11 protein-coding genes are annotated in these 13,755 nt (G+C 41.4%); 9 read left to right on the top strand and 2 right to left on the bottom strand.

The window, feature by feature from the left end; all coding sequences use genetic code 11:
• The first annotated feature begins 486 nt into the window (after nucleotides 1–486).
• The 3 genes from MH215_RS22860 to MH215_RS22850 all read left to right on the top strand — a co-directional run bounded on the left by MH215_RS22860 (nucleotide 487) and on the right by MH215_RS22850 (nucleotide 2,394).
• Nucleotides 487–1,536 carry a hypothetical protein gene (locus tag MH215_RS22860; RefSeq protein ID WP_239293472.1) on the top strand — a complete coding sequence of 350 codons (1,050 nt, stop codon included), beginning with the start codon at nucleotides 487–489 and terminating at the stop codon, nucleotides 1,534–1,536.
• 132 nt (nucleotides 1,537–1,668) lie between these two features.
• On the top strand, nucleotides 1,669–1,959 hold the full coding sequence (locus MH215_RS22855; RefSeq protein ID WP_239293471.1) for a hypothetical protein: 291 nt from the start codon (nucleotides 1,669–1,671) through the stop codon (nucleotides 1,957–1,959).
• Between the two features lie 72 nt (nucleotides 1,960–2,031).
• Nucleotides 2,032–2,394, top strand: coding sequence for a hypothetical protein (locus MH215_RS22850; protein WP_239293470.1), 363 nt, complete (start codon nucleotides 2,032–2,034; stop codon nucleotides 2,392–2,394).
• Nucleotides 2,395–2,895: 501 nt separating this feature from the next.
• Here MH215_RS22850 and MH215_RS22845 read toward each other — a convergent pair.
• Nucleotides 2,896–3,477 carry a TetR/AcrR family transcriptional regulator gene (locus MH215_RS22845; RefSeq protein ID WP_275446289.1) on the bottom strand — a complete coding sequence of 194 codons (582 nt, stop codon included), beginning with the start codon at nucleotides 3,475–3,477 and terminating at the stop codon, nucleotides 2,896–2,898.
• The gene (locus tag MH215_RS22840; RefSeq protein WP_239293468.1) at nucleotides 3,474–3,935 is read right to left on the bottom strand and encodes a nuclear transport factor 2 family protein; all 462 of its coding nucleotides are present in this window, start codon (nucleotides 3,933–3,935) and stop codon (nucleotides 3,474–3,476) included. The genes MH215_RS22845 and MH215_RS22840 overlap by 4 nt, the downstream gene beginning before the upstream one ends.
• Before the next feature lie 313 nt (nucleotides 3,936–4,248).
• Here MH215_RS22840 and MH215_RS22835 point away from each other — a divergent pair, with 313 nt between their 5' ends.
• The 6 genes from MH215_RS22835 to MH215_RS22810 all read left to right on the top strand — a co-directional run bounded on the left by MH215_RS22835 (nucleotide 4,249) and on the right by MH215_RS22810 (nucleotide 13,640).
• Entirely contained in the window at nucleotides 4,249–5,937 is a 1,689-nt protein-coding gene (locus MH215_RS22835; protein ID WP_239293467.1) for a spore germination protein, read from the top strand.
• A 27-nt stretch (nucleotides 5,938–5,964) separates the two neighbouring features.
• Nucleotides 5,965–7,065, top strand: coding sequence for a GerAB/ArcD/ProY family transporter (locus MH215_RS22830; RefSeq protein ID WP_239293466.1), 1,101 nt, complete (start codon nucleotides 5,965–5,967; stop codon nucleotides 7,063–7,065).
• Nucleotides 7,062–8,246, top strand: a complete 1,185-nt coding sequence (locus MH215_RS22825; RefSeq protein ID WP_239293465.1) for a Ger(x)C family spore germination protein — start codon at nucleotides 7,062–7,064, stop codon at nucleotides 8,244–8,246. Before MH215_RS22830 ends, MH215_RS22825 begins: the two co-directional genes overlap by 4 nt.
• A gap of 205 nt (nucleotides 8,247–8,451) precedes the next feature.
• Nucleotides 8,452–9,996: a choice-of-anchor Q domain-containing protein gene (locus MH215_RS22820; protein WP_481857478.1), complete on the top strand. Its 1,545-nt coding sequence runs from the start codon at nucleotides 8,452–8,454 to the stop codon at nucleotides 9,994–9,996.
• A 432-nt stretch (nucleotides 9,997–10,428) separates the two neighbouring features.
• Nucleotides 10,429–12,507, top strand: coding sequence for a beta-galactosidase (locus tag MH215_RS22815; protein WP_239293464.1), 2,079 nt, complete (start codon nucleotides 10,429–10,431; stop codon nucleotides 12,505–12,507).
• A 296-nt stretch (nucleotides 12,508–12,803) separates the two neighbouring features.
• Entirely contained in the window at nucleotides 12,804–13,640 is an 837-nt protein-coding gene (locus MH215_RS22810; protein ID WP_343224608.1) for an AraC family transcriptional regulator, read from the top strand.
• The last annotated feature ends 115 nt before the right edge of the window (nucleotides 13,641–13,755 follow it).

The following is a 13,755-nucleotide window of genomic DNA, read 5'->3' as shown; positions in this document are numbered from 1 at the left end:
CTCATGGTGGATTCTCCTTGTGTGAATGTGGTGTAGGAACCTTCATTCTACACGAATCCGGCCATGGGCCCTTTTTTATTTATTTTCAGTAGGTGTCGCACTTCATATTACAATCCGTCATTTCATATTAGCAGTTTAAACGGAACGAGGCACGGCTTAATGACGCTTCGTTCCGTTTTATTTGTTAGAACCTCAACCTTGAATGAGGTTCTGAATGGATGAGTAATTATAGCGAACAAACTAGCCAAAGCCAGCCGTCTTCCAAACGGAGGGTGCTATTCATTTTATACACACAAATGACGATAATGGATCTGTAATTAAAAAAAGAGAAACAGGTGATATGATTTGCTTCATGTAAAACGATTGATATCTTTGGTAGTGTTCCTACTACTCAGCAGTACACTTACGGGAACAGTTTCTGCAAACACCTTTCAAAAACTACCAAAACCAGATTGGACTTTTTCCATACCGGATGGACACGAGTATGTGTCAGACAGTAACGTTCGGATCGCAGATCAAACATTCCACTTTATGAGTATGGACAATCAGATGTACATTCTTGACAAGAAGACAGGAAGGCAATTATCCAAGACCGATTATACCGCAGGAAGCAACCTGATTTTTAGTTTTTTCGGTACATATGCACAAGTCGCACAAAACGGTAATGTTTATATCCTCACTTCGATTAGAAATAGTTCAGGAGTTGTAAAACCACGTCTAACCGCATACCATCCGAATGGGAAGGTATTGTGGATCAAGTACTTTGACGAGAAAGTCCGTTCCTTATCTGGAATATCCATCATGCCTGATGGCAATTTGTTTGTTTATCTGGAAACGGCTTCTGAACGGGTGACTAGTTATCGGTATAGTCCGCAAGGCAAATTTTTGGGTAAAAACAATTGGAATGCATCCATTCTTTACGGTTTTGTCAATGGTTTACTTGAAACCACTAACAGAACAAGCAAGACATCCAGCCGTATGACATATTTTGATTTTAAAATGAAGCAGCAATTTCAATACCATTTCGACTTCAAAGAAGGTATGTTTTCAGGATTAGGACCCGATGGTTTACTTCATTTCCAGAAGAATCACGGGAACAATGTCATAAGTTTTACCGCCAAAACCACGAAGGGGAAAGAAGTATGGACCAAAAAAATCAGCAATGTGAGCTACTATGACGATATGGAAACATCGATGACGGTGAAAAAAAACGTGTTTTCGAATGGATTCACAGGGATTCAATCTAATGGCAACTTTTTTATTATTGATCACAAAGGTGTCATGCAGACTGTTCCTGCCTCAGCCCAAATGTATCAAACTGCGCCGGATGGAACTGTCATGCTGGTTGAGGACTCAAAAATATCCATCTATCAGACAAGCCCGTCTGCACACACCAAAGTGAAATTACTTCATACCGTTAATACTTCTGAACTTAGTGAGTCAGAACCTACGTTTGTATATGAAGGCGCAGGCATTGTTTATGTTATGACTGATAACGTTCAGATAAACCGCTTTGATTTGAATAAGCAGTTCTAGAACAACATTCCTCACTCAAGTAAATAATCGCTCCAAATCAAGTCGCTAAAATGGCGACTTTTTTAAATTGTACAACTCATCTTTGACCCTCCATAAATCACTTTTGGAAACTCACTTGACCCTAGGTCTGACTTGGCAAGAGCATTAGCCGTCATTGGGATGATTCTGGTCAATTATAAGCGGGCAATGAATGCACAATCTGCTGAGCCAGAATGGTTACAGATGGCAACAGGGGCATTTGAAGGACGTGCTTCAGTGCTATTTGTCGTTCTTGCGGGTATAGGGGTGTCACTGATGACGGCAAAAGTAAGAACGACTGAAGATGAATATGTTGCTGTGCGCCATATAAATTCATCAAACGTGTATAATCTCTCAGACTTCTTTATCGGTTGTTTTGGCGGTAATTTCCACTATGCATATTGAGAAAGCTTCACTATAATGCAACATGGTGCACGCAAGCAACGATTCAAAAATATACAAAAATGAGGTACATATGTGATTAACTGGTTATGGGCGATTTATCTCGGATTGCTTGGAACAGCATCCCTCGGTTATTTGTTAAAGGGGAAATACGGAACAACACTCGGTAAAATTGATTTTGTTGTATCTGTCATCACTTGGTTTGGATTGTTAGGGTATGTTAAACACATTCAATGGTTGAACCCTCTAGCTTGGAAAGTAATCACAATATCTGCGTTGTTGTGGGATATACTATTCGCAATGCTGCTTCAGGATCACCAGGGTGAAGACATGTTAGAAGAAATTCCAATAGGAAAGAGAAGATGGCTAATGCTCGTCACATTGGTTATCACACTTGGTCCTCTTTACTATGGGTTGTTCAGATATTCTTTTATGTAAAAGTATAATGCTGATGAAGTCGCTATTTAGCGGCTTTTTTTATTTAAATGAAGTTTAATTATTTGATCAAGGAAAATTGGAAAGCCGGTTCTAGGTACCGTTAATATGTATGGCTGGCGCGACCAAAGGAATTACTTGAGGTTAAGGAATCACCGATTATGACGTGGGACAAGAGTCTAGGCGTGATTAGACAGTGTGATGAACTACGAAAACAATGGGGTCTGCAATATCCATTCGAGAAATAGTCGCAATTAAATGTGATTAAAGGAGAAATATCAATGGGTAACGAGCAAAAAGATTACGAAACGGATAATGAGCACACAACGCATGTTGGATTTGTCTCCAACCGTTGGGAGAAGCAAGTTACACAGTTTATGGAACGCTAGATTAGGAGGCATTATGAGATAAAGTAGTCGATTGGATCGACTGCTTTATCTCAATAAAAGTGTAAGGCATTCGTAGAATTAACTGCAGAGTGTCAAAACTGTTATACCAAGAACATCAATGTTCAGAATTGCTTTCGGAAATATACGTTGAGACTCGCTGTTTCAGATTTGCCAACGTACGCTCAAAAACGGATTCATCATGAAGTGCTCTACTCAGAATTAATCCTCCCTGAATACTGCCAATCGTTTCCTCTGAAATCTGGTCAGCAGTCTCTTTAGAGATGCCTGTTCGAACTAGCGCCCCACTTAATGCTTCAATCCATCTTATAAAATATTGCCGAATGACAGCAGCGAATCGATCCCTTGTTTCGTCCAAAGCGAATGCACCAATTAGACATATACGCTGACCAGATTGAAAATACGTATCGACTTCTTGCCACATGTGATCAATGGCTGTTCGGGGTTCATTCTTTTCGAGCGGTTCATAAATGTTCTTGATAAACCATTGATCGATATGAGCAAGAATTTCGGCAGCCATCTCATCTTTTCCTCCAGGGAAGAAATAATATAAGCTTCCTTTGGATAGACGCGTACGGGCTGTAATTTTACTCAAGGATGCACCCTCATAACCTAATTCACGAAATACCTCAGTAACGAGAGGTATGACATCAGATTTTTCAAAAACAGTGCGCGTCATAGGTTTAACTCACTGAGGCTTGGATGTTCAGCAGGGCGTGTACCGAGAGGCCAATGGAACTTCCGTTCCTCTTCCTTAATCGGCATGTCATTAATCGAAGCAAATCTACGTTGCATTAAGCCGTCATCAGCGAATTCCCAATTCTCGTTCCCGTACGATCTGAACCAATTGCCACGATCATCACGCCATTCATATGCAAATCTTACTGCAATACGGTTATCCGTATATGACCAAAGTTCCTTAATCAGGCGATAGTCCAGCTCTTTGGCCCACTTTCTAGTTAATAAAGCAACAATTGCTGGGCGGCCAGTTATAAATTCGCTCCGATTTCTCCAATAACAATCCTCAGTGTACACAAGGGAGACGCGCTGAGGGTCTCGGCTATTCCAGCTATCTTCTGCCATACGTGTTTTTTGGATTGCTGTCTCCAGAGTAAATGGGGGAGTTAGGTTGTTCATTATATTTTCCTCGCTTTCTATACCGTTTGTGTCAGTATAAACCGATCGGTTTATAAATGCAAGTTCAAAACCGAAATTCAGTACACGAGTTTATTCTATCAAAACTCTAAACCATTTCTTTCAAGGTTTTATTATCTCTCAAATTTCAGGTTGGTTCAGATTCATCACGTACTAAGTAGCCGCTAATCTTATGCGTGGTGGCTCTTTTTGTGTATCAGCGATCCATGGGATCCCATGCCTCCTATGCATGAAATGTAGAATTTTGGTCACTCTAAATGGGAAATAAAGTGGTCAGAGGAGGAGCAACCAGGTCATGTGGAAGAAAATAATGGATCATGTACCTGAGTGGGATATATGGATTAGCATAGGATGTTTAACAGTGATCCCTTTGTTGATCACGGGTTTCTTTCACCAGATTAAGCTGGCAGACGCGCGGCTAAGTAAACGTAAACAGAGGATGGAGAATAGTTTTGTAGACAAACAAGAGAGTAATTCAAGCGTTTCCTTAGCTCTTTCTCACGACGAAGCATTTAAATATACAGATCTTTGTGAAACCAACATGAGTCACTTCAAGCAAGCTGCTATGGATATGGATGATATTAATGAACGAACATTATATTTAAGTAATCTGGATTGTTATGCCGTATTGTACTTCGTAGATGGGTTAACCGATAAGGCGTCGCTCGATCAAAACGTGATGAAACCTCTACTGGAGTGGGCAAACAAACCACTTGAACAAAAACTAACTCCGGAGCAGTTGGTACATTTATTAGATCAACAACTGTTGTTGGTTTCTGAGACAGAATTTGTACAGGAGGTTATTCCAAGCCTACGCAAAGTTTTATTTGGTTCAGTCATTCTTATGATAGATGGAATCCAGGGAGTATTGGTTCTTGGAACATCAAAAGGAAAATCGAGGTCACTTGAAGAGCCGATCTCCGAATCTGTTTTACGTGGACCTAGGATTGGGTTTACAGAAGTGCTAAGTGATAATACGTCCATGTTGCGGAGACATGGGGAAAGTAACGAACTTGCGATGGTCTCTTGTAAGGTAGGAAGCAGAGTCGAAAAGCAACTAATGATTGTCTATTTTCGAGATATCGCTAATTGTCAACTGGTCGAAGAAGTAAAACGTCGTGTACACGCAATTGATGTAGATGAAGTATTGGAATCAGGCTATGTAGAGCAATTAATTGAAGATAATTTTCTTAGCCCATTTCCTCAGATTCAAAATACAGAACGGCCTGACCGGGTCATGGGAGCCCTCTTGGAAGGAAGAGTAGCCGTCCTGTTAGATGGATCACCATACGCTCTCTTGATGCCTGTAACTTATGCAATGATGCTCCAATCACCGGAAGATTATTATGAGCGCTGGATTCCGAGTTCTTTCATTCGTTTTTTGCGTTTTATAGCTACTTTGATTTCATTATTTGCTCCCGCGCTATACATTTCATTTATTTCCTTCCATCCAGGTCTCATTCCTACCAATCTGGTGATTTCAATCATTGGAACAAGGCAAGGAGTCCCTTTTTCAACGTTAATTGAAGCGCTCATTATGGAAGTCTCCATTGAGATCTTGCGTGAGGCAGGGTTACGATTGCCTAAACCCATTGGTCCTGCGATGGGAATCGTGGGTGGTCTCATCATTGGACAAGCTGCTGTGGATGCCGGTATTGTAAGTCCAATTTTGGTTATTGTCGTCGCGGCGACTGCAATTTCTTCTTTTGCTACGCCAATGTACAGTGCAGGAATTGCCATGCGTTTATTAAGGTTTCCCATCATGTTTACGGCTGCCATGTTTGGATTATATGGCGTAATTATGGCTTTTCTGTTTTTGGTTATCCATATGTTCAAGTTAAAAAGCTTTGGAGTTCCTTATGTCGACATGGCTGCTTCGCCCTCCATTAAGGAATGGAGAGATTTTTTCATACGTGCACCATTTCAATTCATGCGAGGAAGGCCAAGAATCTTACAGACTAGAGACAAAAAAAGAAAAAGTTAATCCTAACATAGCCGCCAAGGAGGATACATGATGTCATCAGGTCTGAACGAATCTGGTAAGCTTACAACACTACAGGGCATAAGTCTAACGATTACTTTTATCGTTGGTGTAGAGCTTTTTACTTTGCCTAGAGAAGTGGTGCATAGCGTGAAGAGTGCAGATGCCTGGTTGTCTGTCATTCTTGGAGGTATTGTAGCCATGGCTATGGCATGGATCATGATTACATTAAGTCGTAAGTTTCCGAGCATGAACTTCTATGAATATGTTGGAGCAATCGTAGGAACGTGGATCGGCAAATTAATTGGGATTGTAGTTATCGTGTATTACATTAACTTAGCAAGCTATGAAATGCGATCTATGGAGATTGTGACTTCATTTTTTCTCCTTGAAGGTACACCGTGGTGGGCTATTCAAGCTTTATTTGTCTGGATATCATTATACCTGTGTATGGAGAAGACAGATGTAATAGGAAAAGTGTGTCAGATTATTGTTCCAATTACGATTGTGATCTATATGCTAATTTTAATACTTGGACTGAAAAACTTCGATCTTAGCACACTGCGTCCCGTTTTATCAAAAGGGATGTCTCCGGTTTTTCATGGCGTGAATACAACGACCTTGGCCTTTAGTGGGAGTGAGATCATGTTATTCATACTCGCCAAGTTGGAACAACCAGAGAAAGCTGCCCGCATTATGGGATGGGGAATAGGTGCAGCAATTATACTCTATACGACTGCGACGATTTTATGTATTGGGGCTTTTACAGCTGAAGGATTACTGACTCGAGTGTGGCCATTTTTCGACCTCACACGTAGCGTGGAAGTGAAGAATCTACCATTGGAACGATTTGAGTCTTTACTTTTGTCAATCTGGGTTATGGAGATTTTTGCTACATTTAGTATTGCCTTTTATTGTGCGGCATTGGGATTATCCCATGTAGCGAAGCTTCCTTATGCACGGAGTATCTACATTCTTTTGCCGATTATGTTAATTGTGTCTCGCATCCCTCGGGATATCAATGAACTACTTCAAATGGGAAGATACATTGGCAAGTCTAATCTGATTTTATTTTCGAGCCTCTCACTCATCTTGCTTCTCATATCGCGTTGGAGGTTCAAATCGACATGAGTCAATTTCGAACAACACAACTATTCTTACTGATTACCGGATGTAGTATCCTGCTGACAGGATGTTGGAGTAGCTTACCTATTGAGGATCGTTATCTTGAAGCAGGCATTGCGTTTGACAGCGTGCCACCAGCAGATCGAGGAGCGTCTGTTGAGCAAGTCGGTTATCCGCAAAAGCAGAGGATTCGTCGAACCGTGCAATATATTCTGCCTGAAGCAGGAGCAAAGTCTAGTAGCTCACAAGAAAAGAAGTTTGAAAATGAAGAGGTGATTGGTGACTCCATTATGGAGATGACAAGAGAGACTTTTCTTACGAACCGTTCGCCTGCAGGCTTCCATTTGAAAACGATTGTAATCAGTTCAAGACTTTTACAAGATATTCCGATGCATGATTTACTTGATTTTTACTTAGCGGACAACGATATTCGCCTTAGTCTCCAGGTTTATATATCGACGGGAACGGCCAGTGATATTTTGGAGGAGCATCTAGCTGGAGAGATTCCTGCATTTCTACTCAAAGAACTCTCTAATAACCGCAAACGAATCTCAAGACTTGTTAAACCTGTTACTCTTGCAAATATGATCGGACCTTTAACATCGGAATCGAGCTTTCTTTTACCTAATGCTATTGTTGAAAATGGTGTGTTGAAGATCAAAGGAGCGGGGGTCGTAAAAGGGAAAACACAAAAGTATGCAGGTTATCTTAACGAATCTCAGGTCGAGGGTTTGCAGTGGATGAAAGGAGAGATCTCCGGAGGAATCTACAAAGTACAAGAGCCTGAGCTACAACAGCAATTTGTGTACGAGATTAAATCTGTGAAGAAAAAGGTTAAGGTACGGGTGAAAGGTGATGATATCTCCTTTCATGTTGAGATGAATTCGAAAGGGCGCTTATCGGAGGTATTTTCACCTAAAATAAAGAAGATGGATAACCATACACTGGAGCGTTATTCAGTAATTGTGGAAGAAGAGGTTACGGAGCTGGTGAAGAAATCAATGAAGAAACTTAAAGAAATGCATGTTGAGGTGGCAGACTTGGGTAAAGCTCTACGAATCCAACATCCCGCTGTATGGGAAAGAGTGAAAGAGAATTGGGAAGAAGAATTCGTCACGATTCCAGTGACCTTCAGTACTAAGGTTCATCTTGATGATTTTGGAGCTTCCACCATGACTGCAGACTAAGACAGGGAACGAGAGCTTAATACAATGAAGTATTTTTGAATTAGTTAGAGTCTTCAAAACGGGTGACCAGGGACGCGCAATATTATCTGCACATGCGGATGGTACGATTACTGGCAACCTTGTAATCAATATAATTTAGTTTTATGTTGATCTATTGACACAGAAAAAGTAGAGATGGTTAGCTTAGACTGGGGTGATGAGGATTGTGTTGAAATTTTGGGGATTTATGTTGGTAGGAGTAAGTATAGCTGTACTAGGTATTGTAGTAGGGAATGTGCGACCCTCAGCTGATTCGGCGGTCAGTAACCAATATTATGTGGCGACGAGCGGCAGCGACTCCAATCCGGGAAATAAGAGTGCACCATGGAAGACGCTGCAGCATGCGGCTGATAAGGCAGTGCCAGGTAGCAAAATCAATGTCCGGGGCGGTATATATAATCAGAAGCTGAAAATCACGCGTTCTGGTTCTGCTTCCCAAGGTCCTATTGTGTTCTCGAACTACGGCAAGGAGAAAGTCATCATTGACGGTACCGGACTTTCAGTTGATGGGATCGAAGGACTTGTCGAGATGAAAGATGTGAATTACATTACCGTTCATGGATTTGAGATTCGCAACTATAGTACGACGTCCAGAAACAGCGTACCTGTAGGGATTTATGTCCACGGTTCAGGCGGCTTCATACATCTGACTAACAACAAGATCCATCGTATTCAGAATACAGCCAAGCCAATCGGCAGCGATTTGATGGGCAGGGATGCTCATGGTATCGCAGTATACGGCACAGAAGCTCCTGCATCTGTTCATGATATTACGATTAATGGCAATGAACTATACAATCTTGTGCTGGGCACAAGCGAAACGCTGGTGTTGAACGGGAACGTGGACACCTTTGCCGTGACAGATAACCTCATTCATGATACCGACAACATCGGGATTGATATCATTGGTTTTGAGGGGATAGCACCGAATACAGCTTATGATCAGGCTCGCAATGGACTGGTAAAGGGCAATCGAGTATACAACGTTTCTTCTAACCAAAATCCTTCTTACGGTAAGAAGGTTCCGAACAACAGTAATTCTGCTGGAGGGATATATGTAGATGGCGGAAAAGACACGATTATTGAACAGAATTACAGCTACAATAACGACATTGGCATTGAAATTGCCTCCGAGCATGCTGGTAGAGCTACCAGCAATATTACGGTTCGCAGCAACCTGATCTACAACAATCGACAGACCGGTATCGCTATGGGGGGTTACGACAAACAGCGCGGTTCGACAGTGAATTGCAAGGTGGTAAACAACACTGTGTATAAAAACGATACTTTAGGGGGTGGTAGCGGCCAGATTTTTATTCAATACGATACGAAAAATAACATAATCAAGAACAATATCGTTGTGGCTAGCCTGACAAATGTGTTGATTTACAACGAATATTTCAAGAATGCCGGAAACGTCGTCGATTATAATCTGTACTTCACCGCTGATGGTAGTGCTGACGCATACTGGACATGGCAAAATAAAAATTACACCGGCTTCTCAGCCTATAAAACAGGCAGCGGTAACGACGCACATTCTTTGTTTATAGATCCCAAATTCGTCAATGCCGCCAAAGGCGACTTCCATGTCCGCCCTTCGTCCCCTGCGATCAATGCAGGTTCAACGGGAATCCCCATCAGCGGAACCCAAGACATGGACGGGCATACAAGAGTACAAGGTAACGCCGTGAACATCGGTGCATATGAGTAAATCCGTCCATCTCACATAGCGCATTATTTTGGTTCAATCCTGATTGCAGCTTGAAAACACATGCTCACGAAGGAACCGTAGCTTCACTGAAATATATGGTATAAGCTGCTCGTTTGACTAGAGAAAAATATGTAAAATCGATTGAATAGATAACCCACAATGAACCATTTCTCATTGTGGTTTGTTTTATTAAATGAATCTATCTACATGTTATAAATTTTGATCCATTTACATTTCTACTTTCATACAATTGTTCGTTTTGTGCTATTTTCTCATCGTGATAATCCTAACGTACTATTTATCCATTAAGTTAAAATGATATTACTTAATGAAGACAAGAAAGGGTTGTTAACGCGAATCAGGAAATCTCAATTTCTAGAGAATGAGTCTTTAAAAAATTGAAACTCATTAAGATTAGGGAGGAAGACTTTAATGTATACATTTAAGAAATATCAAAAACCTGAGATTTTGCAGAATCACTTGAATCTTGGAGGGGAAAATCCTGCAGAAGAAAAAATTGAGGTAACAAGTTTATATATTACGCGCAATGGTAAGCCTTCTATTCCGGTCATGGGCGAATTTCATTATTCCAGATATAACAGAAAAGACTGGTATAAAGAGCTGTGTAAAATGAAAGCTGGCGGGATTACGCTTGTATCTACCTATGTGTTCTGGATCTATCATGAAGAGAGCGAAGGCGTATTTGATTTCACCGGTGACAATGATCTCCGTGCTTTTATAATGGAATGTAAGAAGGCCGGCCTTGAAGCTGTCATAAGGATTGGACCATGGGCACACGGCGAATGCAGGAACGGCGGACTTCCAGATTGGCTGCTCCAAAAACCATTTAAGCTGCGTGAAAACAATCCAGAGTATCTTAAGTATGTACGTACCTTCTATGAAAATATTTCGCAGCAGGTACAAGGACTTTTCTATAAAGATGGAGGAAACATCATAGCGGTGCAGTTAGAGAATGAGCTGACAAATGATGCTGAGCATCTAGCCACGTTAAAAGAAATGGCTGTGGATTGTGGCATGATTGCTCCAATATATACGGTAACTGGATGGAATGCTGTTGAAGGAGCGCGAATTCCAGTTGATGAGGTGTTTCCTGTATTCGGAGGATATTGTGATGCTCCTTGGGACGATCACCTAGATCAACTTCCGCCATCTCCTCATTATTTCTTTACGGGTATGAGAAATGACACAGGTATAGGAGCCGATCTTCTTCCTCAAGAAATTGAAGATGATGGGCAATGGCGATTGCCGTATGAACGATATCCATTTGCAACTTGCGAATTAGGTGGAGGTATTCAAGTCACACATCACCGCAGGCCCATAATTAGAGGTATGGATATTTACAGCATATCGCTTGTAAAGATTGGTGATGGTAACAATCTGATTGGATATTATATGTACCATGGTGGAACCAATAAAATTGGCAAGCTGTCTACTTTCCAGGAGTCAAAAGCAACAGGTTATCCCAATGATTATCCCATTCTTTCATATGATTTTCAGTGTGCCTTATCGGAGTATGGAGAAGTGCGAGAGCAGTACAGACTACTGAATATTCTGCACTTGTTTGTACAGGATTTTCAGGAGACACTTGCACCGATGACCCGAGTAGAAGCGGAGAATTCAGTTTCAAGAGAGGATACTACATCATTGCGTTATGTGATGCGGACGGATGGTGTGAGTGGATATGTATTTGTTAATCATTATCAAAGGCTTACTCAGCTTCAGGATGTGCGGAACGTTGTCATCGATACAGGCAGTGTCATATTCCCGTCGATAGATGTATGTGGAGAAGTAAGTTTCTTCATGCCGTTCCGTATGGAGTTGTCAGGTGTTGTCCTCGACTATGGCACTGTGCAACCGTTATGTAGAGAAGGAGATACCTACTTCTTTGCGCAAATTCCTGGAGTTACACCAGAGTATCAATTCAGTGATGGACAGAAGATAACGGCTCAGGCTGGGCTTAAATCTGCATTTCAGGTCAACGGCACTACAGTGGTTACACTGAGCTGGGATCAGGCACGATATCTACGCAGACTGGATGGGGAGCTTTATATAGGTGATGGATGTGATCTGTACCAATCTGGTAACGAAATTCGCTCTGTGGTAGACGGTGATTTTCATTATTGGTATTGGAATGGCGTAGGATTTAATCTAAATTCTATTCAGCAGTCTTATACAGCACCTTCTATTACGTACGATAATGTAGAACAACCACCTTTTGATCCGAAATATACAGAGCAACTCCATATTGGCGGGGAGCGAGAGATCAAATGGCAAAGAATCTCCGTTACAGGATCCGAAGGGTTCTTAGATATTGATTACTTTGGCGATGTTGCACAGATTTACGCAGATGAAGAACTTGTTGCGGACAGTTATTATTACGGAGATGTGTGGAGAGTACCAGCAAGACTGCTGGACGGTAAAGAATGTTACCTTGCGGTATCGGAGATGCGAAACGATTTCTATCGAGAGTTTGAGATCATGAACCGTTAAAGATGTCATGCAGCAGATTTAAATCAAGGAAGCGCCCTCATTTATATAAACGTTATTCATGAATTAATTTGAAACCAGGCTCCTTCATATAAGAGGAGTCTGGCTTTCTTAGCATGGGACACTAATCATTCATTTTGTCGATAACCTCGTTGACTGAATAATTGATTCCGAGTTTCTTTCCGATAATTCCTAATTTATAATTGTGTAAGAGTCTTAGATTAGAGTACAACGTACTTTCAACATTCAGCACGCCAAAGTAGTATGATTGTCTCATTTTGAAGGAGATCACGAGGAGCATGTTACCATTCAGGCTTTTTCACAATAAAGGCAATATCGAATTACCCTTGTCATTGTATAGCTGTGGATTACATCACCAGCACATGATGCATCGGCCTATCGGTTACCCAACATTTCAATGTATGATTTGCTTTGCAGGCTCAGGTACCTTTCACTTTGAAAACACGCCTTACATCAAGATGAAAAGGGGAGATATCTTATTGGTGCCAGGCAAACTAGCTCATGACTATGGTCCATCAGCAACTGAACCCTGGTTATTAGGATTTATGGGAATTGAAGGAAGCTTTGTGGAGTCCCTTGTTAACACACTACAACTTCCAATGATGAAACCCATCTCAGTGAATGAATCTAAGATACAGCAGCTTGAATCAGATATCAGGGAGCTATGGCATGTAAGTGAACCTGAGGTGAGCGACCCATATCATATGGCTTCTACGAAAATATATAGTATGTTGACGTACATTGCTACAACGACTCAGAGCGAGAAACCTATGCAAAACTATCGAAGCAGCACAAGCGCCAAAGAGATGCTTCGCGCCTCTGTACAATATATGGAACAGCATTATATGGATGACTTAAGTCTCGCTAATATTGCAGATACGGTCGGTTACTCCAAGCAGCATTTTCAACGTAAGTTCAAAGAGATATATGGTGTGAATCCCAGTCACTATCTGCAACGCCTTCGATTACTCAAGGGGGCAGAGCTTCTATCTGAACATGCAGAGCTGTCTGTAGGCGAAATTGCGACAATGGTGGGTATGGAATTAAACTATTTTGTACGTATATTCAAACGAGAGCATGGAATAACTCCCGCCAAATATCGATTCACGGTTTAGCAGCACCGATTTCCTTTATGATAACAGTGAATTACCCCATTGAAGTCGCTATTATAGCGGCTTTTTTTGTTGTACGGATGGTTGGAATGCACATGAAAATAATGCTCGTATTCCC

The sequence above is a fragment of the Paenibacillus sp. ACRSA genome, assembly GCF_022346845.1.
Lineage (GTDB): Bacteria > Bacillota > Bacilli > Paenibacillales > Paenibacillaceae > Paenibacillus.
Note: the sequence above shows the minus strand (reverse complement) of the source record. Positions and strands in the feature narration are given on the sequence as shown.

What these genes read in the sequence shown, in the direction of transcription:
- MH215_RS22835 (WP_239293467.1), top strand. Translation starts at nt 4,249, where the DNA reads ATGTGGAAGAAAATAATGGATCATGTACCTGAGTGGGATATATGGATT.
- MH215_RS22845 (WP_275446289.1), bottom strand. Translation starts at nt 3,477, where the DNA reads ATGACGCGCACTGTTTTTGAAAAATCTGATGTCATACCTCTCGTTACT.
- MH215_RS22815 (WP_239293464.1), top strand. Translation starts at nt 10,429, where the DNA reads ATGTATACATTTAAGAAATATCAAAAACCTGAGATTTTGCAGAATCAC.
- MH215_RS22810 (WP_343224608.1), top strand. Translation starts at nt 12,804, where the DNA reads ATGTTACCATTCAGGCTTTTTCACAATAAAGGCAATATCGAATTACCC.
- MH215_RS22825 (WP_239293465.1), top strand. Translation starts at nt 7,062, where the DNA reads ATGAGTCAATTTCGAACAACACAACTATTCTTACTGATTACCGGATGT.
- MH215_RS22840 (WP_239293468.1), bottom strand. Translation starts at nt 3,935, where the DNA reads ATGAACAACCTAACTCCCCCATTTACTCTGGAGACAGCAATCCAAAAA.
- MH215_RS22830 (WP_239293466.1), top strand. Translation starts at nt 5,965, where the DNA reads ATGATGTCATCAGGTCTGAACGAATCTGGTAAGCTTACAACACTACAG.